The sequence below is a fragment of the Bradyrhizobium sp. AZCC 1610 genome (assembly GCF_036924515.1).
In the GTDB taxonomy this organism is placed as follows: domain Bacteria; phylum Pseudomonadota; class Alphaproteobacteria; order Rhizobiales; family Xanthobacteraceae; genus Bradyrhizobium.
In genome coordinates, this window is sequence record NZ_JAZHRR010000001.1 from 1 (window position 1) to 24,240 (window position 24,240).

Below are 24,240 nucleotides of genomic sequence, written 5' to 3' on the forward strand. Positions count from 1 at the left end.
CGGCGCGCTGCAGCCGTACGGCCTCGACAAGACGCTGCGGGTGCAGGAACTGGCGCTGGAGAACAAGCTGCCTTATGTGCAACTGGTCGAAAGCGCCGGCGCCAACCTGCTGCGCTACCGGGTCGAGGATTTTATCCGCGGCGGCAACATCTTTCGCAATCTGGCGCGGCTGTCGGCGGCGGGCCTTCCCGTTGTTACTGTGACGCACGGATCATCGACCGCGGGCGGCGCGTATCAGACTGGATTATCCGATTACATCGTGATGGTGCGTGGCCGCACCCGCGCATTCCTCGCCGGCCCGCCGCTGTTGAAAGCTGCTACGGGTGAGGTCGCAACGGAGGAAGAGCTCGGCGGCGCCGAGATGCACACCTCCATTTCCGGTCTCGGCGACTATCTGGCCGAAGACGATCGCGACGCGCTCCGCATCGCGCGCGACATCATGGCCAATCTGGAATGGGACCGGTCGAAACCGGCGGAAGTAACCTTCAAGCCGCCCCGCTATGACGCCGAGGAGCTGCTCGGTATCATGCCGATGGACCACAAGCGTCCCGTCGACATGCGCCAGGCCATCGCGCGCTTTGTCGACGATTCCGATTTCACCGAGTTCGGCGCGAACTATGGTCCCGCCACCGTATGCGGCCACGCTCGCATCGAGGGGCAGGCGATCGGGATCATCACCAACAACGGCCCGCTCGACGTGCCCGGCGCCAACAAGGCGACGCACTTCATCCAGGCTTGCTGCCAGTCGCGCACGCCGATCCTGTATATGAACAACACCACCGGCTACATGGTGGGTAAGGCCTATGAAGAGGCCGGCATGATCAAGCATGGCTCCAAGATGATCCAGGCGGTGACCTCGGCGACCGTGCCGCAGATCACGATCTATTGCGGCGCGTCGTTCGGCGCCGGAAATTACGGCATGTGCGGGCGCGGCTTCCATCCGCGCTTCTGTTTCTCCTGGCCGAACGCCAAGACTGCCGTGATGGGCGGCGAGCAGGCGGCGGAAACCATGGCGATCGTGACCGAGGCTGCTGCGGTACGGCGCGGCAAGCCGATCGAGAAGGAGAAGCTGGATGCGATGAAGGCGCAGATCACGGGCGTGTTCGACGGCCAGATGGACGTGTTCTCGACCAGCGCGCGTCTGCTGGACGACGGCGTGATCGATCCTCGCGATACCCGCAGCGTGCTTTCCGAAGTGCTGGCGATCTGTCGTGAGGCCGAGGCCCGCACGCCCCAGCGCATGCAATTTTCGGTCGCGCGGCCATGAGCGGAACTGACGTGAAGCGAACGCCGTTCTTCAAGGTTCTCGTTGCCAACCGCGGCGAGATCGCGCTGCGGATCATGCGCTCTGCGCGGCGGCTTGGTTATGGCGTGGTCGCAGTCTATTCCGATGCCGACCGCGATGCGCTGCATGTCCGCGAGGCGGACCAGGCGGTGCGGATCGGCGAGGCGCTGCCGGCGCAATCCTATCTGAAGATCGATGCGATCATCGCCGCCGCGAAGGCCAGCGGCGCCGGTGCAGTCCATCCCGGTTACGGTTTCCTCGCCGAGAACGAGGACTTTGCGCAGGCCTGCCGCGATGCCGGACTGGTCTTTATCGGGCCGTCGCCGGAGGCGATCCGGGCGTTGGGCAACAAGGCCGGCGCCAAGGACATCATGCAAAAGGCCGGCGTACCTATCGTGCCCGGCTATCAGGGCGCGGACCAGAGCGACGCCGTGATGCTGTCGGAAGCCAGGAAGATCGGCTTCCCCGTCATGATCAAGGCGATCGCGGGTGGCGGCGGGCGCGGCATGCGGCTGGTGGCGGATGCCGCGGCATTTCCGGATGCGCTGCGCAGCGCGAGGTCGGAGACGCAGGGCGCGTTCGGCGATCCCACCGTGATTCTGGAGCGCGCCATCGTCAATCCCCGCCACATCGAGATCCAGGTGTTTGGCGACCGCTACGGCAACGCCATTCATCTCGGCGAGCGCGATTGCTCGGTGCAGCGCCGGCATCAGAAGCTGATCGAGGAAGCGCCGTCGCCGAAGGTGACGCCGGAATTGCGGGCGCGGATGGGTGCAGTCGCTGTCGCCGCGGTCCAAGCGATCGGCTACGAGGGCGCCGGCACGCTGGAATTCCTGCTCGACCCAAGCGGCGAGTTCTATTTCATGGAAATGAACACGCGGCTGCAGGTCGAGCATCCCGTCACCGAGGCGATCACCGGGCTCGATCTGGTCGAGCTGCAGTTGCGCATCGCCGCGGGCGAGCCACTTGGCCTCAGGCAGGAAGATATCAGATTCTCCGGCCACGCCATCGAGGTGCGGTTGTGTTCCGAGGATTCGGACCATGATTTCATGCCGCAGTCGGGCCGGATGGCGCTGTGGCAGATGCCGGACGGCGTCCGCGTCGAGCACGCGCTGCAATCCGGTTCGGAAATCCCGCCCTACTACGATTCGATGATCGCCAAGATCATCAGCCATGGCGCCGACCGTAACGAGGCCCGGGGCCGGCTGATCTGCGGACTGGAGCAGACCGCGGCGTTTGGTGTCATCACCAATCAGGGATTTCTGATTTCCTGCCTGCGCCATCCCGACTTTGCCAAGGGCGAAGCGACCACGGCTTTTATCGGCAATCATCGCGATGAACTGCTGGCACCTCGCGCAAACGACAAGGCGGAGGCCGCGTTGGCCGCCTTGCTGCTCTACGTTACCGATCCGCACGCGCCGCCCTGGCGCAGCGGGCGAAGTCTGGCGGCGACGTTTCCGCTGACGATGCGGATCGAGCTTGGCCATGGCGTGCACGAGGTCGACATCGTGCGCGAGCGCGACGGCGGCTATGTCGCTGCCGTCGATGGCGGCGAGCGGCAGTTCGAGATAGACGAACTCGGCTCCGATACGATCCGGTTCCGTACCGACGGCATGATGGTTTCAGCAAAATTCCTGCGCGCCGGCGACCGCCTGCATATCCTGCATCGCGGTGTCACGATTGCCGTTCGCGACCTGACGCTGGCAGCGCCGGTGTCGGCTGCGGCGGCCGGCGGCGACGGCAAGGTGCGCGCGGCGATGAACGGCCGCGTGGTGGCGCTGCTGGTCAAGCCGGGCGAGCAGGTCGCGCTCGGCCAGCCTGTGATGACGCTGGAGGCCATGAAGATGGAGCATGTGCATACGGCGGGTGTCGCCGGCACGGTGTTAGCCATCGACGTGGCCGAAGGCGAGCAGGTGACGACGGGGAAGATTGTAGTTGAGATCGAGGCGGTGGCTTAGCTGCGTAGCAACCATTAAAGCTTCACCCGATCGCCGGTGAGGCTGACGCCGTGCTCACCGCCGTCAAGGCGTGGCCTGACGACAGCGTGGCGGTGGAGGGAGCAGAGCGACGGCCATCCTTGACGGCGTCTGCGCGCGACGTCGTCGGAGCGGCAGGTCGGGACGAAGAAACGGTGCTGCGGTCGAACCAAGAAACCGAATTCATCCGGTCCGGGCGATTACGGCGGTTGGAGGCGGTTCATCTTGCCACAGCGTGCCGCGGGCCACGACGGTGTTGACGAAGATGAGCAGCTTCCTGGCGCAGGCGATGAGGCAGCGCTTGTGTTCTTTTCCGGCGGCCTTCAGCCGCTTGTAAAGAGCGATAAGCTGCGGGTTCCAGCGAAAGGATGCCGGCAGCGCGGCGGTATAGAGCGCCCGGCGCAGCCTCTTGCGCCCGCCGTCGATGTGACGAGCGCCGACTTGCTCGCCGCTGTCATCGTCATAGGGCGCGAGCCCGGCGAGGGCTGCGGCTTGCTCGCGGCTGAGCTGGCCGATCTCGGGCATGCGCACCAGGATCGCGACTGCGGTCGGCAGCCCGGCGCCGCCGACGCTGTAGATCAGGTCGAGCCGCTGGGCGAGGTCGCGATGCTCGCGGATCGCGGCCACCAGAGCCTTGAGTTCGACCCTCGCCCGCTTGGCCAGGCGGGCGATCTCTTCCTTCCAGACCTTCTGGATACGCGGATCTCGGCAGGTCTCGAGCCGGTTCTTGTACAGTTTAATATCCTCGCCGATCTGCTCGATCAACGTCAGGTGTTCGGCAAAAGGCTGCAGCCGGGGATCGGGGGCGGGATGGATCTTCTTGACCGCAGCAGTGCAGGCCGCGATCAGCGCGGCATCGATCTTGTCGTTCTTGGCTCGCTGCAAGTGGAACTTGGCGTAGGCACGCACCTGCGCCGGCTGAAACACCACCACGACAAACCGCTTGCGTCGCAACTCGACGACGACCGCTTGTTCATAGCCGCCGCTCGCCTCGATCCCAATGCGCTTGACCTTGTGGCGCCGCAGCCACTCCAATAGCACCTTGTGACCTTCCGCCGTGTTCTCGACCTGCAACTGCTCGCAGTTGCCATCGATTGCCACGTCGAGCTTCCGTTTGCCGGTATCGATCCCGGCACAGACTGTGATACGCTTAGCCATCTTCGTCGACCCTCCCTTGTGAATGCGAACCTAAAGTTCGTTCAACCATCCGGGTCCCGATGAAGTGCCGACCGCGATCTTGCTACGACAGACAGCCCTCAAGGCTTCGGTGGGCATCGATCCGATCGATCGGCGGCCCAGCCCGGGTGGCCACCCAGGCTGGGCCATTCCTCACGGAACGACGCAAGTATAATCTGGTGCGCTAATACAAGGGTGGGCAAAGGCGCGCTTGCGCCGTGCCCACCATTTAGCATTCCGCGCGTAATGGTGGGCACGCTGCGCTTTGCCCACCCTACGAATTCTACTCCGGCCGTCCCGTGCCTTCATTCAACCAGCACGCCACCTCGTGCCGTTCGCCGGCTTCCACCAGCGCCGGCCGATCCACCTTGCAGCGGTCCATGACATAGCGGCAGCGGGTGTGGAAGGCGCAGCCGGACGGCGGGTTGATCGGGCTGGGCACGTCGCCGTCGACCATGGGCGCAAGGCGCTTTGCTTTTGGATCGGCGATCGGGACCGATGCCAGCAGCGCTTGCGTATAGGGATGACGCGGGTTCGCAAACAATTCGGCTTTGTCGGCGATCTCGACGATGCGTCCGAGATACATCACGGCGACGCGGTGACTGATATGGGCGACGACGGCGAGATCATGGGCGATGAACAGGTACGAAAAATCGTTCTTGCGCTGCAGGTCGATCAACAGGTTGATGACCTGCGCCTGGATCGAGACGTCGAGCGCAGATACCGGCTCGTCGCACACGATCAGGCTTGGTCCGAGCGACAGCGCCCGTGCGATACAGATGCGCTGCCGCTGTCCGCCGGAGAACTGGTGCGGATAGCTCTTCATCTGATCGGCCCTGAGGCCGACCTGCGCGAACAGTTCGGCAACCCGTTCCTGTTGCGCCCGGCCGGTGGCAAGGCCGTGGACGCTGAGCGGTTCGCCGACGATATCGCCCGCGGTCATGCGTGGATTGAGCGAGGCGAACGGGTCCTGGAACACGATCTGCATCGAGCGCCGATGCGGCCGCATCTCGGACTTGCTCAAACCGGTGATGTCGGTGCCGTTGAGCTTGATGGCGCCGCTGGACGGCTCCACCAGCCGGAGCACGGTGCGCGCGACCGTCGACTTGCCGCAGCCGGACTCGCCGACCAGCCCGAGCGTCTCGCCCCGGCCGACGGAGAAGCTGACGCCGTCCACCGCATGCACGGTGCCGACGCGCCGACGCAGGACGCCGCCGCGCACTGCGTAATGCTTGACGAGGTCGGTGACTTCAAGCAGGGGACGTTGATCGGTCATGGCGCGCCCACCAATTCCGCAGCGCGCCAGCACGCCGCAAAGTGGTCGCCGTCGACTTCCTGCAGCGGCGGGTATTCTGCGCGGCAGCGATCGATGGCGAGGCTGCAGCGCGGCGCAAAGGCGCAGCCCGGCGGCAGGTTTGTCAGCGACGGCACCATGCCGGGAATCTCGGTCAGTCGCGCATCGGTCCTCGCGCCGAATGAAATCACCGCCGGCATCGAAGCCATCAGCCCCCGCGTATACGGGTGCCTTGGATTCTCGAACAGGTCCTCCACGGTCGCTTCCTCGACCTTCCTGCCGGCATACATCACGATAACGCGCTGCGCCGTTTGCGCCACCACGCCGAGATCGTGCGTGATCAGGATCAATCCAGTCCCGAGCGTCTTCTGCAGATCGACGATCAGCGCCAGGATTTGTGCCTGGATGGTCACGTCGAGCGCCGTGGTTGGTTCGTCAGCGATCAATAGCGTCGGCCGGCACGCCAGCGCCATTGCGATCATGGCGCGCTGCCGCATGCCGCCGGAGAGCTGATGCGGATATTCGTGCGCCCGGCGTTCCGGCTCGGGGATGCGGACCAGACGCAGCATCTCGACCGCCTTCGCCCACGCCTGCTTTGATGTCAGGTCCTGGTGCAGGTGGAGCACTTCCGTGATCTGGTCGCCGATCCGCATGACGGGATTGAGCGAAGTCATCGGTTCCTGGAAGATCATCGAGATCCGGTTGCCGCGGATATTGCGCATCTCGGCTTCATCGAGCTTGAGCAGGTCGGTCCCTTCCAGCGTTACGGAGCCGCCGACGACTCGGCCGGGCGGGTCAGGCACCAGCCGCATCACCGACAGCGCGGTCACGCTCTTGCCGCAGCCGGATTCGCCGACGATCGCCAGCGTCTCGCCGCGGCGGACGCTGAACGAGACGTCGTCGACCGCGCGGAACAATCCCGAATTGGTGAAGAACACCGTCTGCAGGTTCTTTACGTCGAGAACCGTGTCTTCCTTCTTCGTCTCGGTCATCAGCCGCGCTGCCTCGGGTCGAGGATGTCGCGCAATGCGTCGCCGAACAAATTGGTGCCGAACACCGCGAGGCTGATGGCGACGCCGGGGAAGATCACCAGCCATGGCGCGGTGCGGACATATTCCGCCGCCGATTCCGATAGCATCCGTCCCCATGACGGATAGGGCTCGGGAATGCCGAGGCCGAGGAACGACAGCGAAGCTTCAGTGAGAATGGTGGATCCGAGTTGCGCGGTCGCCAGCACGATCAGCGGCGCCAGCGTGTTGGGCAGAACGTGGCGGAAAGCGATGCGGGTTTCGCTCATGCCGATCGACTTGGCGGCCTCGACGAACGGTTGCTCGCGCAGCGCCAGCGTATTGGCGCGGATCACGCGGGCGACCGTTGGGATCAGCGGGATCGCAATCGCAATGATCACGTTCGGCAGCGAGGGGCCCAGCGCCGCCGTCATCACCAGCGCCAGCACCAGCAGCGGCAAGGCCTGCAGGATATCCGTAATGCGTTGGAACAGCAGATCGACCCAGCCCGACAGATAACCGGATGCGAGACCGACGATGACGCCGATCGACGAGCCCAGCAACGTCGAGCCGATGCCGACGGCGAGCGAGATTCGTGCGCCGTGGACGATCCGGCTCCAGACATCCCGGCCGAACGAATCCGTTCCCAGCCAGTGCACTGCGTCGGGCGCTGCCAACCGGTGAGCGGAATCGACGCTGAGCGGACTGAAGCGGCAGATCAGATCGGCCGATATCGCCACCCAGACGAACATCACCATGATGAAGAGGCCGATGGTGCCGAGTATGTAGCGTTGCGCGAGGAACGTCAGGCGGCGCCAGCCATGCGTCGAATGGGCGCCGGCCCGTCTCAGTTCGCTATCGAAGTTGATGGTGGCCAAGCTGCTAATCCCCATACCGGATGCGCGGATCGATCGCGGCGTAAAGCATGTCGACGGTGAAGTTCGCGACCACCACGACGACGGCGATCAGCATCACGAGATTCTGGACGATTGGGTAATCGCGCCAGCGCAGCGCCTCGACCAGGAAACGCGCGATGCCGGGGATATTGAATACGGTTTCGGTGACGATCAGCCCGCCGATCAGGAAGGCCGCCTCGATGCCAATCACGGTGATAACCGGAAGGATGGCATTCTTCAGCGCGTGACGATAATTGACCGAGGATTCCGAGGCGCCCTTGGCGCGCGCGGTGCGAATGTAATCCTGCCGCAGGATTTCGAGCATCGAGGAGCGCGTGATGCGCATCGTCAGTGCCGCGCTGCGAAAGCCGACCGCCATCGCCGGAACCGCATAGATCGCAAAAGCTTCGGTCCAGGTCGCGGGGTTGGGGTTGTAGATCGGCATGCTTCCGAACAGGGAAACCGACGCCATCAAAATCAACAGCCCGAGCCAGAAGGACGGCAGCGACAGCCCGCTTAGGCTGACGACGCGCAGGGTATAATCAAGCCGCGAGCCCTGATGCACGGCGCTGATGACCCCTAAGGGAATGCCGATCGAGGCGGAGAACAGCAGCGCGAGGGCCGCCAGCCGGGCCGTGATCGGAATTCGCGGCAGGATCTCCTCCAGCGCCGGTTTTTCGGACACATAGGAATAGCCGAGATCGCCGTGCAGCAGCCCGCCGATCCAGTGCAGATACTGCACGTAGATCGGAAGATTGAGGCCCAGTTCCTTTTCCAGATTGGCCTTGTCGGTGGGATCGACGAAGCCTGCGGCGTCGAACAGGATATCGACGATGTTGCCGGGGACGACGCGCAGCAGCACGAAAATGATGATCGAGATCCCGATCAGGGTCACGAGCATCAATACGAGGCGTCGCACGATGTAAGCAAACACCTTGTTGCTCTCCCTGACCGGCCGGCTAGAGCCTTCCGGTTCTGATTGAATCAGAACCGGGCTCCAGCTTCTTGTTTTGACGCATTTTCTTCACGCGAACCGGGATCCACTTCGCTCGAAAACGCTATGGTTGCGGCTTGCCGTTACTTGTCCATCCAGACGTCTTCGTAACGATAGCCGTTATAGGAGCTGTTCACCATGATGGTGATGCCCTTGACATAGGGATGCCAGCAAGAACCCGCGCGGCTGTGCAGGATGGTCGGCCGCGCCACGTCTTCCTGAAGTTTCTTGTCGATCTCCCAGACCAGCTTCTTGCGCTTGGCAACATCCTTTTCCATCGATTGCTGATCGAACAGCTTCTCGATCTCCTTGTTGCAATAGTTGGTATAATTTCGCTCCGATCCGCAGGAATAGTTTTCGTAGAACGACTGATCGGGATCGTCGACGGCGTTGCCGGTAAGGTTCAGGCCGAGCGAATAATCCTTGCGGGCGACTTTCGGGAACCATTGCGCGGTATCAACGACGTCGAGTTCGCCGTCGATATAGATGCTCTTGATCTGATCGATCAGGATGACGGCGGGATCTCGGTAGATCGGGATGTTACGGGTCGCGATCTTGACGGCGAGGCGCTTGTCCGGGCCGTAACCCGCCTTCTGCATCAGCTTGCGCGCCTCTTCCCGGTTGGCGTTGATATCGGGGCCATAGCCCGGAATCGATTCCAGCATTTCGTTCGGCATCGCCCACAGCCCACCCGGCGCCGGCAGCATGACGCCGCCGATATCCGCCTGGCCTTCGAACAGGATCGAGATGAAGGCCTTGCGATCGAGCGCGAGCGAGAGCGCGCGGCGAATGTCGATATTGTCGAACGGCGGAGAGGACGAGTTGACGATGATGTTGGTCGAGACGTTGACCGGTTCGACCACGCAGACGGCGTTGGGCGCCTGCGACTTGACGTCCTTCAGCAACGGGATCGACACCTCCGTCGGGAAAGTCATGTCGAACTTGCCCGAGACAAATCCGAGAATGGCGGTCGAACGGTTGGTAATGATGGTGAATTCGATGCCGTCGAGGTGCGGCAGGCCCTTCTTGAAGTAATCGGGATTCTTGGTGAGCTTGATCGATTCGTTGGCCTTGAACTCGACGAACTTGAACGGCCCGGTGCCGACCGGCTTGGTACGCATCTCGGCCGGCGAGACGTGGCAGGGATAAACCGGCGTGTAGCCGGAGGAGAGCAGCGACAATAGCGCCGGTTGCGGCCGTTTCAGGCTGAACGATGCTTCAAAGTCGCCGTTCGTCGTCACGTCGCTGACCTGATCGTACCAGGACTTTCGCGGGTTCTGGCGGAATTTCTGTTGCGACTTGCCCATCAGCATGTCGAACGTGCATTTGACATCGGCCGACGTGAACGGCTTGCCGTCATGCCATTTGACGCCCTGCTTCAGTTTGAACGTGAGTTTCTTGCCGTCGTCGCTCCAGGCCCAGCTTTCCGCCAGATCCGGAACGATCGACTCCACGCTGTTTTGCGGGACGTCCTGCTTGAACATCACCAGGTTGTTGAAGACCGGCATGAAGGGAATGTTGATCGAAAAGGTCGCGCCTTCATGGATCGAGGCGCTGCCCGGACTGTCGCGGTGATAAACCCTGAGGGTCCCGCCCTGTTTCGGTTCGCCCGCCGATGCGACGTCAAAAGCCGGCAGCAATAACAATGCCGCGACGGCAAGCGCTTGCACGCTCCGCATGGTGTCCCCTCCCACATTCACTCGGTCTCAAATGGCCGATTGCCTCAGACGATAGCATGACGGCGCGTCCCCGCAACCAGCCAAGCCGATGCAGAGATTGGTAATTCGGACTAACCAAAATCCGCGTGGCGGAACTTGCGGTGACTGCCCACAATTTGCAGTAAATCCGCAACTCCGTTGCGGCGCGGTCGTTGCGCTGCGGCTCACGCCAAAATGTCAGACATGACGATGACGCACTGCACCACCATGCCTCGGATCATGTGCGTCACACGATCCGCGAGGTCTTGTGGCCCCAGTAGCGGTCGCGCAACAGGCGCTTGTAGAGTTTTCCGGTTGGAAGCCGCGGCAGTTCCGCCTCGAAATCGATCGATCGCGGCACCTTCTGGCGCGACAGCGACAGGCTGCAGAATGCGATCAATTCCTCGGCCAGGTCCGGGCTCGGTGAGACCCCCGGCATCGGCTGCACCACCGCCTTCACTTCCTCGCCGAGATCCGGATTGGGCACGCCGAACACCGCCGCATCCGCGATCTTGGGATGGGTGATCAGCAGGTTCTCGCATTCCTGCGGATAGATGTTGACGCCGCCGGAGATGATCATGAACGTGGCGCGATCGGTCAGATAGAGATAGCCGTCATCGTCGACATAGCCGACGTCGCCGACCGTGCTCATGCTGCCGTCGGGCGAGCGGGCCTCCCTGGGTCTTCGCAGGATCGTTGAAATATTCGAACGGCGTCGCGGTCTTGAACCACACCGTCCCCGGCGTGCCGATCGGGCAGGGCTGCATGTTCTCGTCGAGGATATGCAGATCGCCGAGCAGCACTCGGCCTACGGTGCCGCGGTGGGACAGCCATTGCTCGCTGTCGCAGGCGGTGAAGCCGAGCCCTTCGGTAGCGCCGTAATATTCATGGATGATCGGTCCCCACCATCTGATGATGTCGTCCTTCACCGCAGCAGGGCAGGGCGCGGCGGCGTGGATCGCGATTTCGAGGGATGACAGGTCATGGCGCGCGCGCAATTCTTCCGGCAGTTTCAGCATGCGCGAGAACATCGTCGGCACAAGCTGGGTGTGGGTGACGCCCCACTTCGGAACCAGTTCCAGATATTTTTCCGGATCAAAACTTTCCATGATGATGACGGTGCCGCCGGCACGGATTGTCAGGTTGACGGCTGCCTGCGGCGCAGAATGATAGAGCGGGGCAGGCGAGAGGTAGATCATGCCTTCGCGGTACTGCCAGATCTTGTGCAGGAAATCGAAGATCGGCAGGTTTTGTACCGGCGGTTGCTCCGGCAGCGGCCGCAAAATGCCTTTCGGCCGGCCGGTGGTGCCGGAGGAATAAAGCATCGCGGTGCCGACGCTTTCGTCCGCAATCGGGGTCTTCGGCAGGCCGGCGGTTATCTGTTGCAGGCCGACGATGCGGTCGCCTTCGCCTTCGCCGTCGGCGATGATGCAAAGTTCGACCTTCGGACATTCCTTCAGCGCCTCGCGGGCGACGTCGAGTTTCGCTCTTGAGGTGATGAGGATGCGCGACTGGCTGTTGGTGAGGATGTAAGCGAGTTCGCCCGCCGTCAGGTAGGAGTTCACGCAGGTATAATACAATCCACTCCGTTCGCCCGCGGCACAGGCTTCGAAGTAGCGGTTGTTGTTCTCCATGAAGATCGAATAGTGATCGAGTCGCTCGAGGCCGCGGCTGCGAAACAGATGCGCCAGCCGGTTGGAGCGCGCGTCCAGTTCGCGATAGGTGACGGTCTCGCCGGTATCAGCCATGATGAAGGCGGGTTGCAGCGGACGAAGATGAGCATGCTTGCCGGTGTACATCTTGCCTCTCGTCTCCTTATGCAGCCAGTTCGAGAATTTCACGCACCTGCGCCGGGCCGTCGATCTTGCGGGGGTTGCGCGGCACCCACGGCGTCGCCATCGCCTGGTGTGAAATGCGGTCGAAATGCTCAGGCCCGACTTTGACCTCGCGCAGGCTGCGCGGCATGCCGAGGCCTCGAATGAAGGCGTCGAGCACGTCGCCGGCGTCATCGTTCGGATGCCCCATCGCGGCTGCGACCAGCGCCTGCCGCTCGGCATTGGCTGATTTGTTCCAGCGCATCACCGACGGCAGCATCACGCATGAGGTGTAGCCGTGCGGCACGCCGAACTCCGCGCCGAGTACGTAGCCGACGCCATGGCTGGCGCCCATCGGTACGCCGGAAGCCAGCGGCCCGGTCGAAAGCCAGGTCCCGATCTGGCAATCCATCCGCGCGTCGAGGTCGTTAGGGTCGGCCTTCACCCGCGGCAGCGCCTGCGACAGCATCGACAGACCCTTCAGCGCCTGGGCGTCGCCGTAAGGGTGCGCCTCGCGCGAGCAGATGCCCTCGACGCAGTGGTCGACGGCGCGGATGCCGGTCGAGAGCCACAGCCATTCCGGCGTGTGCAGGCTGAGCCAGGGATCGAGGATCACCGCGCGCGGCATCAACAGCGGATGGCGCAACGCTTCCTTGACCTTGGTGTTCTCGTTCGTGACGCCTGCCGTGGCAGAGAACTCGCCGCCGGCAATCGTCGTCGGCACGCTGATCTGGCGCACCGTCGGCGCGACGAGCTGCGGCGAAGCGCCGCGACCCGCCCTGATCCTGTCGATATCGTCGGGGCTGCGGATATCGTTGGCGAGGCAAAGCTGCACCGCCTTGGCGCCATCGGTGATCGAACCGCCACCGACGGTAACAATGATGTCGGCATCGACGGTGCGGGCCTGGTCTGCCGCGGTAACGACGGCCGCGCGCGGCGTATGCGGCGGCATCGCATCGAAGGTGCCGGCGCAGCGCGGTCCCAGCACGCGGCGAATGTTCTCGATCACGTCAGTTTCGCGGTTGAGGGTGCCGCTGACCATCAGGAAGGCGCGTGTGGTGCCGAGCCGGTTCAACTGCTCGACGAGCGCCTCGGATGCCGGCCGCCCGAACACGACCTCATCCATCGCGCCGAATACGACACGCCCTTTGTGCACGGCTGTCCTCCCCGGACATTTTTAGCCCTTGTTGCGGGCCTTGGCGGCAAGGTTAGCGGAGGAAATTCCCGGCGTCATGTCCGAAGATCGTGCTGCGGGAATGGCGATTTCGACGAGAAGTCCAGGGCGCCGGGGTGCGCCAAACGCACTCCGCGTGAAGGATCACGCCGGTCGCGCGATGTCACGTTTTCGTCATCGGTCTGCCAAGCACCGATGCGACGTGAGCGGTATCGATGCATAGCGATTGTGCTTGATCCCGGCCGGTTCTTGACGAAACTGGGGACCGATCACATCTGTGGCCTCCGCCACAAGGTTCCACGGCAGCCGCTTCCATCGTCAGGACGTTGAGAGTGCAGGGGAGATGGGATTGATCGCGACTGAGCAATTGGATCCGGCCGCGCCGGAGAACATCAGAATTCATTCACTTCCACTTCGCGGGCTCAGATGGTTGGCCCCCCTGACCGCGCTTGCGCTGTCGGCCTGCGGCGACACGCCGGCGCAGCAGGCGGCTCCCGCAGTGCCGCCCGTCACGGTCGCGCAGCCGGTGAAGCGCACCGTCACGGACTGGGACGAATTCACCGGGCGGTTCGAGGCAATTCAGGAAGTGCAGGTTCGCGCCCGCGTCGGCGGTTTCGTGAAGAGCGTCGAATTCCGCGATGGCGCCATCGTGCGCACGGGCGACCTGCTTTACGTGATTGACGCCCGTCCGTTCGAGGCGGTCGCCGAGCAGGCCGACGGCCAGCTATCCGACGCGCGCGCGAGAGCGGAGCTTGCCAGGCGCGAACTCGACCGCGCCCTGACCCTGAACCAGACGCAAGCCGTGTCCGATTCCATCGTCGACCAGCGTCGCCAGACCTTGCAGGCAGCGCGCGCCGCGGAAATGCAGGCCGAAGGCGCGCTCAAGGCCGCCAAGCTCAATATCGAGTTCACCCATGTGATGGCGCCGATCACCGGCCGGGTGAGCCGCCATCTGGTCACGCCCGGCAATCTCGTGCAGGGCAGCGAGGGCGGCGCGACGCTGCTCACCTCGATCGTCTCGCTCGATCCGATCTTCATCTATTTCGATGTCGACGAGGCGACCTACCAGCGCAACAGCCGGCTATGGTTCGAAGGAAAGCGCCCGAGCTCGCGCGACACGCCGAACCCGGTGCAGGTGACGCTGACCGGCGAGACCAAGCCCTCGCATGAGGGCAAGATGGATTTCCTCGACAATCGCCTCGACGTCTCGACCGGGACGCTGCGCAGCCGCGCCGTCATTCCGAACAAGGATCTCTCGATCCTGCCCGGCCAGTTCGGCCGGGTCCGGATCATCGGCAGTGCGCCCTATGAGGCGTTGCTGCTGCCTGATACGGCTGTCGCGACCGACCAGTCGCGCAAGATCGTGTTCGTCGTCAAGGATGACAACACGGTCGAGGCGAAGCCGGTAACGCTTGGGCCGCTCGATGAAGGCCTGCGCGTAATCCGTGAGGGCCTGAAGCCGGAAGACCGCGTCATTATCGACGGTCTGCAACGGGCACGGGTGGGGGCAAAGGTCACCCCGCAGCCGGGCGAGGTCAAACCGGCCGGTGCCAAGACATGAATCTCGGCCGTCTCTCTATCAACCAGCCCATCCTGGCGATGGTGCTGTCGATCGTGCTCCTGATCGTCGGCGCGATCGCCTACACCACGCTGCCGGTCTCGGAATATCCGCAAGTGGTGCCGCCGACGGTCACGGTCACCACGCAATATCCCGGTGCCTCGGCGCAAACCGTCTCCGATACGGTTGCGGCTCCGATCGAGCAGGAGATCAACGGCGTCGAGGACATGCTGTATCTCTACAGCCAGGCCACTTCGAACGGGCAGTTGACGATCACGGTGACGTTCAAGCTCGGCACCGATCTCGACAAGGCGCAGGTGCTGGTGCAGAACCGCGTCGCGATCGCGCAGCCGCGGCTGCCCGAAGAGGTGCAGCGCAACGGCGTCGTCACCCGCAAGAACAGCCCCGACATATTGATGGTCGTGTTCATGCTGTCGCCGGACGACACGTTCGACCAGCTCTACATCTCCAATTACGCGCTGCTGCAGGTCCGCGACCAGTTGCTGCGGCTCGATGGCGTCGGCGACATCCAGATTTTCGGCGCGCGCGACTATTCGATGCGGCTGTGGCTCGATCCCGACAAGATCTCCACGCTGGGCCTGACCGCAGGCGAGGTGGTGGCGGCGATCCGCTCGCAAAACGTGCAGATCGCGGGCGGGCAGATCGCGGAGCCGCCGATCGCCGACCGTGCCTTCTCGCCGAATCTCACCTTTACCGGCCGTCTGAAGGACCCGAAGCAGTTCGAGGAGATCGTGGTCAAGGCCGGCGCCGACGGGCGCACGGTCAAGCTGCGCGACGTCGCGCGGATCGAGCTTGGCGCGCTGGCCTATTCGACCAACAGCTTCCTGCTACGGAAGTCGGCGGTTGCGATGCTGGTGACCCAGCGGCCGGGGTCGAACGCGCTGGCCACCGCCAAGAGCATTTCCAACACCATGGAAACGCTGAAGGGAAGCTTTCCGCGCGGGCTTGACTACAACATCGGCTACAACCCGACCGAATTCATCGCGCAGTCGGTCAGCGAACTCATCAAGACGATCTACGAAGCCATGGCGCTGGTCGTGATCGTGGTGCTGGTGTTCCTGCAAGGCTGGCGCCCCGCCATCATTCCGATCATCGCGATCCCGGTGTCGCTGGTCGGCACCTTTGCGGTGATGGCGGCGCTCGGATTTTCGATCAACAATCTCACTCTGTTCGGCCTGGTGCTCGCGGTCGGCATCGTGGTCGACGACGCGATCGTGGTGGTCGAGAACGTCGAGCGCCATCTCGAGCACGGCATGAGCCGGCGCGACGCCGCGCTCCGCACCATGGAAGAGGTCGGCAGCGCGCTAGTATCGATTGCGCTGGTGCTGTGCGCGGTGTTCGTCCCGACCGCCTTCCTCGGCGGCATCTCCGGGCAATTTTTCCAACAGTTCGCCGTCACCATCGCGGTCGCGACCGCGATTTCCTGTTTCTGCTCGTTGACGCTTTCGCCGGCGCTGGCCTCGCAGATCCTGCAGCCGCATGCGGACAAGCGGCCGCCGGCGCGCTGGAACTTCATCGCACGCGGCTGGGGCGCCTTTACCGGCGTCTTCAATCGCGGTTTCGACCGGCTGGCGCATGGCTATGCCAGCGCCGCCGATTTCGTGATCCGGCACTCCGTCGTGATGCTGGTGCTTTACGCGGCGCTGATCGGCAGCGCCGGGTGGCTGCTGATGACAACGCCGCAAGGTTTTATTCCGGCGCAGGACCGCGGTTACGTCATCGTCTCGGTGCAGTTGCCGGGTGCGGCGTCGCTGGCGCGCACCACCGAGGTCGTGCGTGAGATCGAGCGAATTGCGCTGGATACCCCGGGCATCATTCGTGTGGCGGCATTTGCGGGCTTTTCGGGTGCGACGCGGACGCAGGCGAGCAATGCCGCCGCGCTGTTCCCCGTCTTCGAGGACCCGGAAGAGCGCCATAAGAAAGGGTTGTCCGCAGGCGCGATCGCGAACAATCTGCGCGGCCGGCTGGCGAGCATCCAGGGCGCGTTCATCATTGTCATCCCGCCGCCCGCGATACCCGGCATCGGCACCGGCGGCGGCTTTACCATGCGGGTCCAGGACCGTCAGGGCCGCGGCTCCGAGATGCTTGCCGCGGCAACGGGTGAACTGGTCGGTGCGGCGAGCAAGGCGCCTGGCCTGACCCAGGTATTCTCGCCGTTCACGGCCAACACGCCGCAGTTGTTCGTCGATATCGATCGCGTCAAGGCGCAGAAGCTCGGCGTGCCGATTGCGAACATCAACGATACGATCCAGACCTATTTCGGCTCGTCCTATGTCAACGACTTCAACCTGTTCGGCCGCACCTACCGCGTCACGGCGCAGGCCGATCTGCCGTTCCGGAAAGAGACCTCCGATCTGGCGCGGCTGCGGACCCGCAACGCCGCCGGCGACATGGTGATGCTCGGCAGCGTCGTAAACTTCAGCGACATCTCCGGCCCCGACCGTGTCGCGCGCTACAATCTCTTCCCCGCGTCCGAGCTGCAGGGCGAAACGCTGCCGGGCACCAGTTCCGCCACCGGCATTGCTACTATCAAGCGGCTGGCAGAGGAGACGCTGCCGAGCGGCTTCTCGTATGAATGGACGGACCTTTCCTATCAGCAGGTCACCGGCGGCAACACCGGCCTCTACGTGTTCCCGATCTGCGTGCTGTTCGTGTATCTGGTGCTGGCGGCCCAATATGGTAGCTGGAGCCTGCCGTTCGCGGTCATCCTGATCGTGCCGATGTGCCTGCTCGCCGCCACCATCGGCGTGCGGATTATGGGCCAGGACGTCAACATCCTGACCCAGATCGGTTTTGTGGTGCTGGTGGGGCTTGCGGCAAAGAACGCCATTCTGATCGTCGAGTTCGCGCGCGATATCGAACTCGAAGGAAAGTCGCGGCTGGATGCCGTGATCGAAGCCTGCCGGCTGCGGCTGCGGCCGATCCTGATGACGTCGTTCGCGTTCATCCTCGGCGTGCTGCCGCTGGTGATTTCCTCGGGCTCGGGGTCGGAGATGCGGCAAGCGGTGGGGGTAGCGGTGTTCTTCGGCATGCTCGGCGTCACGCTGTTCGGCCTGATCTTCACGCCGATCTTCTATGTCATCGTGCGGAATCTGGCGGACGGGAAGGGCAAGAAGCCGGCCGCGACGTAGCCGCAACGCCATCGTGCACCGCATCGCAAGTCCCGATACTTTTGGCTCATCTGAACCGGGTGGGCAGTCGCGGGGTTATTAAGTACTGTTGGCAAAACTCTCTGATAGAAACTTCCAGGAGAAAAAGATGAAGTCGGCATTGTTGGCGGCCGTTGCGGTGGGTGGTCTTTTGCTCGCCGCGCCGGCTTCGGCGCAGGGTGTCAAGATCGGCATTCTGAACGACCAGTCCGGGGTCTACGCCGATTACGGCGGCAAGTGGTCCTTCGAGGCCGCCAAGATGGCGGTCGAGGATTTCGGCGGCGAGGTGCTGGGCCACAAGATCGAGGTCATTTCCGCCGATCACCAGAACAAGCCGGATCTCGGCACCGCCATTGCACGGCGCTGGTATGAGGTCGAAGGCGTCGACATGATCACGGAGCTGACCACCTCCTCGGTCGCGCTCGCAATTCACGAGCTTTCGAAGGAAAAGAAGAAGATCGACATCGTCGTGGGTGCGGCGACCTCGCGTCTCACCGGAGATTCATGCCAGCCTTACGGGTTTCATTGGGCCTACGATACCCACGCGCTCGCCTACGGCACCGGCGGCGCGCTGGTGGAATCCGGCGGCGATAGCTGGTTCTTCATGACCGCGGACTACGCGTTCGGCCATGCGCTGGAAAAGGACACCGGCGACTACGTCAGGGCCAAGGGCGGCAAGGTGCTCGGCGCGGTCCGCATTCCCCTGAACTCGTCGGACTTCTCGTCGTTCCTGCTGCAGGCGCAGAGCTCGAAAGCCAAGATCATCGGCCTCGCCAATGCCGGCCTCGATACCACCAATTCGATCAAGCAGGCGGCCGAATTCGGCATCGTCAAGAGCGGCCAGAAGCTGGCCGGCCTGCTGCTGACGCTGGCCGAAGTCCATGGCCTCGGGCTTGAGGCCGCGCAGGGCCTGGTGCTGACGGAAGGCTACTACTGGGACCGCGACGCCAGGAGCCGAAACCTCGCCGAACGCTTCTTCAAGCGTACCGGCCGCATGCCGAACATGATCCAGGCCGGCACCTATTCGGCGACCTTGCAATATCTGAAGGCGGTCAAGGCGGCAGGCACCAAGGACACCGAGGCGGTCGCCAAGAAGCTGAAGGAGCTTCCGGTGGACGACGACTTCGCGCAGGGCGGTAAGGTGCTGGAAAACGGCCGCATGGTGCACGACCTCTACCTGTTCGAGGTCAAGAAGCCACAGGAGTCGAAGAAGCCGTGGGACTACTACAAGCAGCTCGCTGTCGTGCCCGGCGACAAAGCGTTTCCGGCAGCGAAGGATTCCGGCTGCCCGCTGGTGAAGTGATACTGACTGTCGTGCCCCGGACGCGGTGCAGCGTCTCCTCGACGGTGCACCGCAGAGCCGGGGCCCACTGTTGCAGATATGGACCCCGGATTAGCAGCGCACCGCCGGAGTCGCGCGAACCGCGATCCCGAGAGCGCTGCGCAGCATCCGGGGAACGTGGCGGGCATTCGCACGCGCCTCACGCCTGCACCAGCCGCCACACAATCGCGCCGATCGCTCCCACCCAGAGCGCGATCGCCGCCAGCGCCTGGATCGCGAAACCCGGGCCGCGGTCCTTGACCGACCTGGCATAGCCGAACACGTAGAGAATGCGGCCGATCACCCAGACCAGCCCGATCCCGGCCGCGATGCCATCGCCGATATAGATCGCGAACAGCCACAGCGACGGCAGGAAGATCGGCAGCCACTCCAGCGTGTTCATCTGCGCGCGAAACACGCGCTCGAAATCCGGATTGCCCGAAATGGCCGGCAGCTTGACGCCGAACTTGCCGCGAGCCTGCGAGACCAGAATGGACGAGTAGAAGTAGACCAGGATCGCCAGCAAGGTGACGAGCGCGGTGAAGTGATACATCGCGGAAATTCTCCCTGTTTCGTGCGGGTGCTTAATAGCCCGTCATTTCCAGATAGCCCACCCCGGTGTGGCTGCCTGCAAAGCGGATCGGGCCTTCCCAATAGGGAAAGCTCGTGCCCATCCAGCTTCTCGGATTGAGCGGCCTGCATTCGATCGCAAGCGCCATTTTCGCAATCGCGATGCGCCATGCCGTCGGGATCTTTCGTCCCTCGATCTCCGTGACGGTCAGCGGGGTCATGGCGATGTCCTCGGAGCCGAGTGTCTCGGCCGTGCCGTCTGGCGCGATCCATTTGCCGGAGCCGTAATGCTGGCCGTCGGTCTGGCGCATCCGGTACAGCATCAATTTGTCGCCGGCGTTGAAATGCAGCGAGAGCCAGTCCCATCCGCTTTGATCGGAGGCCAGCGGCTGGCTGCTCCACTCGCGATCGAGCCACGCCATCCCGGTGACGTCGACAGGCGCGTCGTCGATGGTAAGAATGCCCGTCGCCGTATAATGCGGCTGGCTGTAATAATAGGAGGCCTGTTCGCGCAGCGATTTGCGGCTGTAGCCGCCGTCGCCTTGCAGCACCAGCGGCCGATCCGCATCGAGGCGCAGCGCATAGCTGAAATCGGCGCCCGATGCTTTCAGTTCAAGGGGTGCGATATTGTCGTCGTTCACCGGACCGAGCCCGCGCATCTCCCAGGCATCGATCCAGGCGTGAAACGGTCTTGCGTCGACGCCGGCCTGGCCGACCCCGCCGCGCGCGAACGCCTGGCCAAAGCGATGGGTATCGGCGCGCGTGACGGCAGCATGGCCCATCCAGATCTGCTGGTTGGCCCAGCCCTCCTGCGCGCCGCCCGCCGCGATCGCCTGGCGAAACAGCGTCCATTGAGCGCCGTAGGCTGTGCCGCGCGCGTCGGCGAGATTGGCCGTCACATACCACCATTCGATGCGAAACTCCGGATGTGGCCCGTGGTCGGCGGGAAATGCGAATGTCCTGCCGGGCACGACCGGCGCAAATCCATCGGCGCTTTCACCAAGTCCGGCGAAGCCCTGCGCGAGCGCCTTGCCACTGAGCCCCGCGAGGAGCGTGCCGCCAATGAAGCCGCGGCGGGTGATCGGGCCGCTACCGTTCATTGGCGAAGATCCTGATCAGGCTCGTCGGCTGCATGCGCGCCAGCCTGATGACGGGAAGCGCCGCAGCGGCGAGCGCGGCCGCCATCGCGACGCCAGTGAGCCACAGCAGTTGTAGCGGGAAGACATGAAACGGCAACCGCCAGCCGAACGCCTTGACGTTGACGATCGCAAGCAGACACCACGCAACCAGCAGACCGAGCGGAAGCGCGAAGATGGTGGTGATCAGCGCCACTGACATCGTCTTCAGAAGTTCGATGACCGCGAGCCGCCGCCGCGTGATGCCGATCGCCCATAGCGGCGCCAGTTGCGGTAGCCTCGAATTGGCAAGCGTCAGCAGGCTCGTCAACAGCGCGATGCCGGCTACCCCGAGCGTGAAGGCGTTCAGCGCGGCGGTCACCGCAAAGGTGCGGTTGAAGATCCGCGTCGATTCCGCCTTCATCGTCGCCTGATCGGCGACATTGCGCTCGTCGAGCGCGAATTTTTCCTGCAGTGCCGAGATCAATGCTGGTATCTTTGGCGAGGCGACCCGCAATCCCATGCGCGTCAGCGGAATTTCCGGAAAGCGCCGCGTCAGCGCGGCGAAGTTCACCGCGATCTGGCCCTTGGGGTTGCCGTAATCGGCATAGATGCCGACCACGTCGAGGGTCCAGTTTCCGCCTGACGCTGATACCTCGATGCGGTCGCCGACCGAAAGGTGCATGCGCCGCGCCAGTTGTTCGCTGACGAGCGCCGCATTGCCGGGACGAAGCTTGATCCAGGCATTGTCCGCCGATTGCAGCAGTGGCCAGTTGTCGCGATAGGTGGCGTGATCGGGCAGGCCCAGTACCTCGATCGGCGCGCCCGCCAATTGCGTATCGGCGCGGCCGCCGGGCAGGACCGCCTCGACCTCGGGACGCTCGCGCAGCCACGCCTTGATCTCGGTGGCCTGTGCGTCGTTGGCGGCATTGACATAGACATCCGCTGCCAGCCGCCCGTCGAGCCAGACCATGAACGTGCGGCTGAAGCTCTCGACCATGGTGGAGACGCCGACATTGACCGACAGTGCAAGCAACAGCGCCATCAAGGCGAGCGACAGCCCGGATAGTTGCTGACGGCTGTCCGCCCAAAACCAGACGACGAGCGGGGCTCGCGCATAGCGCTGACCAAGCGACAGCATGAATTCCAGAAACATCGGCAGGATCAGCGCGGCGCCGAGCATCAGCGCCGCAAGCACGGCAAAGCCTGAAATCAGGGAATCGCCGAACCAGAGAAAGCATGCCGCGGCGATGAACGCTGCGAGCGCCAGCGCGCTCTGGTAAGTCAGCCAGCGCCGCTGCGCCTGTTGCCAGGCAAAAGGCTGGGCGGTGGCGAGCAGCGGCAGCCGCAGCGCCTTGGTCAGGCTGGCGGCGGCGGCAGCGAGCGCGCCTGTTATGCTGATGGCGACACCCGCGATCCACCATTGCGGCTTGAGCGTCAGGTGTCCCGGAATCTGCGCGCCATAGAGCCCGCGCAAGGAGGCGGCGACGTCGGGCAGCAACGCGCCGGCGATGAAGTAACCGCACACGAGGCCAATCAGCCCCGCGACCAGCGCCAGCGATACCAGCTCAAGCACCAGCACGCCGTTGAGCATCCGCGCCGAGACGCCGCAGGCGCGCAAGGTGCGCAGCACCGGCAACCGTTGTTCGAACGCAAGCCCGATCGCCGAATTGACGATAAAGAGTCCGACAAAGAATGACAGAAAGCCGAACGCGGTCAGGTTCAGGTGAAAACTGTCGGTGAGGCGTTCGAGGTCGGTCTCTGCATCGGGTTCGATCAGGCGAAGCATGTCACCGGCGATGCTTTCAAGGGTAGCACGCCTGCCCGCCGTCTTGCCGATCAGGAGGCGCGAGAGCTGATCCGGCATCCTGAGCAGGCCCTGCGCGACGCCGATGTCGACGACCAATACGCCGGGCACCAGGTTCGGCTGCACGCGGAGCGGCGGCAGCCATGCGCCGCCATTGGCCTGGGGACGGGCGCCTTCCGCGAGATTGAGATCGGAAAGCGTTTCCGGCGCCACCAGCATCGCGCCCGGCGGTATCATGAAGGACAGCAGGCCGGCTTTGCCAATTGTGGGAGCGTTGCCGACTTCCGCGGGCAGCGTCACCGGTTCGATGCCCAATAGACGGAACGAGCGTCCCTCGATCTGGACCCGGCCTTCGAGTACCGGCGAGACCGGCCAGCCGGCGCGGCGCAAGTCGACGAAGAGTTTTTGCGGAAAGCTTGCGCCGCTGCGGGCGACCAGCATGGCGGTGCGCGTCCCGCCAAACGTGGCGGCGGCGCGATCGTAGGAGGTGCGCGCCTGCTGATTGAGCGCCTGCACGCCGCTCCACAGCGCGGTCGCCGAGATCAATCCGATCAGCAAGGTCGCAAGCTGCATCGGATGCCGCCGCCAATGGCTCAGCAATACGGCCAGCGTCCACAGCGCGCGCTTCACGCGATCACGCCGGCATGGAGGTTGACCCGCCGGTCGAGCGTGGCGGCAAGCCGCTCGCTGTGGGTCACCATCAGAAAACCGCAGCCGCTGCGCGTCACCAGATCGCGCGCCAGCGCCAGCACCTCGTCCGCTGTGTCCTCGTCGAGATTGCCGGTCGGCTCGTCTGCCAGCAGCAGCAGCGGCTTTACGGCCAATGCCCGGCCGATCGCGACGCGTTGTTGCTGGCCGCCGGACAATTGCTCGGGATAGCGCTTGAGGAAATTGCCGAGCCCGAGCCGCTCCACCAGTTCGTGGTGCCAGGCCGCGTCGTGACGGCCGGCAATGCGCGACTGGAAAGTGAGGTTGTCTTCCACCGTGAGACTCGGAATCAGGTTGAATTGCTGAAACACCAGGCCGAGCCGGTCGCGGCGCAATTCCGCGCGCCCGGCATCGTTGAGTTCGCAGACCTGTGCGTCGGCCAGCCTGATCTCGCCGCCATCGGCGGCATCGAGCCCTGCAATCAGGTGCAAGAGCGTGCTCTTGCCGCTACCGGATTCACCCGTCAGCGCGACGCTCTCGCCCGCGGCGACCGTCAGGTTCACCCCGCGCAGCACCGCGACCTCTTCGCCGGCGGTACGGTAGCTCTTGGTCAGGCCGGCGACGTGAAGCACACGACCGGTCACGCTGGGATTGCCGTTGGTCATGCGCGACGATGGACCGATCTGACCATGAAAATCCCCTGACGTGATAGCATGCAACATATCAGGGCGGGCGCCC

The 24,240-nt window shown here is 63.8% G+C and carries 16 protein-coding genes and 1 pseudogene; 5 read left to right on the forward strand and 12 right to left on the reverse strand.

From position 1 onward, the window contains the following. Together V1279_RS00005 and V1279_RS00010 are read left to right on the forward strand one after the other, a co-directional pair. Positions 1-1,267, forward strand: a 1,267-nt coding sequence (locus V1279_RS00005; protein WP_334431403.1) for an acyl-CoA carboxylase subunit beta, incomplete at its 5' end; no start/stop codon positions are given. Further along, positions 1,264-3,243 carry an acetyl/propionyl/methylcrotonyl-CoA carboxylase subunit alpha gene (locus V1279_RS00010; RefSeq protein ID WP_334431404.1) on the forward strand — a complete coding sequence of 660 codons (1,980 nt, stop codon included), beginning with the start codon at positions 1,264-1,266 and terminating at the stop codon, positions 3,241-3,243. The genes V1279_RS00005 and V1279_RS00010, both read left to right, overlap by 4 nt. A gap of 201 nt (positions 3,244-3,444) precedes the next feature. Here V1279_RS00010 and V1279_RS00015 read toward each other — a convergent pair whose 3' ends face one another. The 8 genes and pseudogenes from V1279_RS00015 to V1279_RS00050 form a co-directional block, all read right to left on the reverse strand. After that, on the reverse strand, positions 3,445-4,419 hold the full coding sequence (locus tag V1279_RS00015; RefSeq protein WP_334431405.1) for an IS110 family transposase: 975 nt from the start codon (positions 4,417-4,419) through the stop codon (positions 3,445-3,447). 301 nt (positions 4,420-4,720) lie between these two features. Beyond that, the gene (locus V1279_RS00020) at positions 4,721-5,713 is read right to left on the reverse strand and encodes an ABC transporter ATP-binding protein (RefSeq protein ID WP_334431406.1); all 993 of its coding nucleotides are present in this window, start codon (positions 5,711-5,713) and stop codon (positions 4,721-4,723) included. Then, the gene (locus V1279_RS00025; protein WP_334431407.1) at positions 5,710-6,723 is read right to left on the reverse strand and encodes an ABC transporter ATP-binding protein; all 1,014 of its coding nucleotides are present in this window, start codon (positions 6,721-6,723) and stop codon (positions 5,710-5,712) included. Before V1279_RS00025 ends, V1279_RS00020 begins: the two co-directional genes overlap by 4 nt. Then, positions 6,723-7,616, reverse strand: coding sequence for an ABC transporter permease (locus tag V1279_RS00030; RefSeq protein ID WP_334431408.1), 894 nt, complete (start codon positions 7,614-7,616; stop codon positions 6,723-6,725). Before V1279_RS00030 ends, V1279_RS00025 begins: the two co-directional genes overlap by 1 nt. 4 nt (positions 7,617-7,620) lie before the next feature. Continuing rightward, complete coding sequence (locus V1279_RS00035) at positions 7,621-8,568, reverse strand: ABC transporter permease (RefSeq protein WP_334431409.1); 948 nt, start codon at positions 8,566-8,568, stop codon at positions 7,621-7,623. Positions 8,569-8,711: 143 nt separating this feature from the next. After that, complete coding sequence (locus tag V1279_RS00040; protein WP_334431410.1) at positions 8,712-10,307, reverse strand: ABC transporter substrate-binding protein; 1,596 nt, start codon at positions 10,305-10,307, stop codon at positions 8,712-8,714. Positions 10,308-10,572: 265 nt separating this feature from the next. Beyond that, positions 10,573-12,124: pseudogene (locus tag V1279_RS00045) on the reverse strand (AMP-binding protein). A gap of 16 nt (positions 12,125-12,140) precedes the next feature. After that, positions 12,141-13,295, reverse strand: coding sequence for an iron-containing alcohol dehydrogenase (locus V1279_RS00050; RefSeq protein ID WP_334431411.1), 1,155 nt, complete (start codon positions 13,293-13,295; stop codon positions 12,141-12,143). Positions 13,296-13,743: 448 nt separating this feature from the next. Here V1279_RS00050 and V1279_RS00055 point away from each other — a divergent pair, with 448 nt between their 5' ends. The 3 genes from V1279_RS00055 (at position 13,744) to V1279_RS00065 (ending at position 19,344) form a co-directional block, all read left to right on the forward strand. Then, a complete protein-coding gene (locus V1279_RS00055; protein ID WP_334431412.1) occupies positions 13,744-14,874 on the forward strand; it encodes an efflux RND transporter periplasmic adaptor subunit in 1,131 nt (376 codons plus the stop codon). Next, positions 14,871-18,023: an efflux RND transporter permease subunit gene (locus tag V1279_RS00060; protein ID WP_334431413.1), complete on the forward strand. Its 3,153-nt coding sequence runs from the start codon at positions 14,871-14,873 to the stop codon at positions 18,021-18,023. Before V1279_RS00055 ends, V1279_RS00060 begins: the two co-directional genes overlap by 4 nt. A gap of 127 nt (positions 18,024-18,150) precedes the next feature. Next, entirely contained in the window at positions 18,151-19,344 is a 1,194-nt protein-coding gene (locus V1279_RS00065) for an ABC transporter substrate-binding protein (RefSeq protein ID WP_334431414.1), read from the forward strand. Positions 19,345-19,522: 178 nt separating this feature from the next. Here V1279_RS00065 and V1279_RS00070 read toward each other — a convergent pair whose 3' ends face one another. The 4 genes from V1279_RS00070 to V1279_RS00085 are packed head-to-tail and all read right to left on the reverse strand — an operon-like array spanning position 19,523 to position 24,167. Continuing rightward, entirely contained in the window at positions 19,523-19,915 is a 393-nt protein-coding gene (locus tag V1279_RS00070) for an MAPEG family protein (protein WP_334431415.1), read from the reverse strand. A gap of 31 nt (positions 19,916-19,946) precedes the next feature. Next, on the reverse strand, positions 19,947-21,032 hold the full coding sequence (locus V1279_RS00075; protein WP_334431416.1) for a lipocalin-like domain-containing protein: 1,086 nt from the start codon (positions 21,030-21,032) through the stop codon (positions 19,947-19,949). Continuing rightward, positions 21,022-23,484 carry an ABC transporter permease gene (locus V1279_RS00080; RefSeq protein WP_334431417.1) on the reverse strand — a complete coding sequence of 821 codons (2,463 nt, stop codon included), beginning with the start codon at positions 23,482-23,484 and terminating at the stop codon, positions 21,022-21,024. Before V1279_RS00080 ends, V1279_RS00075 begins: the two co-directional genes overlap by 11 nt. Next, positions 23,481-24,167 (reverse strand): ABC transporter ATP-binding protein, encoded by a 687-nt coding sequence (locus tag V1279_RS00085; protein ID WP_334446108.1) that lies wholly within the window; start codon positions 24,165-24,167, stop codon positions 23,481-23,483. The genes V1279_RS00080 and V1279_RS00085 overlap by 4 nt, the downstream gene beginning before the upstream one ends. Positions 24,168-24,240: the final 73 nt, after the last annotated feature.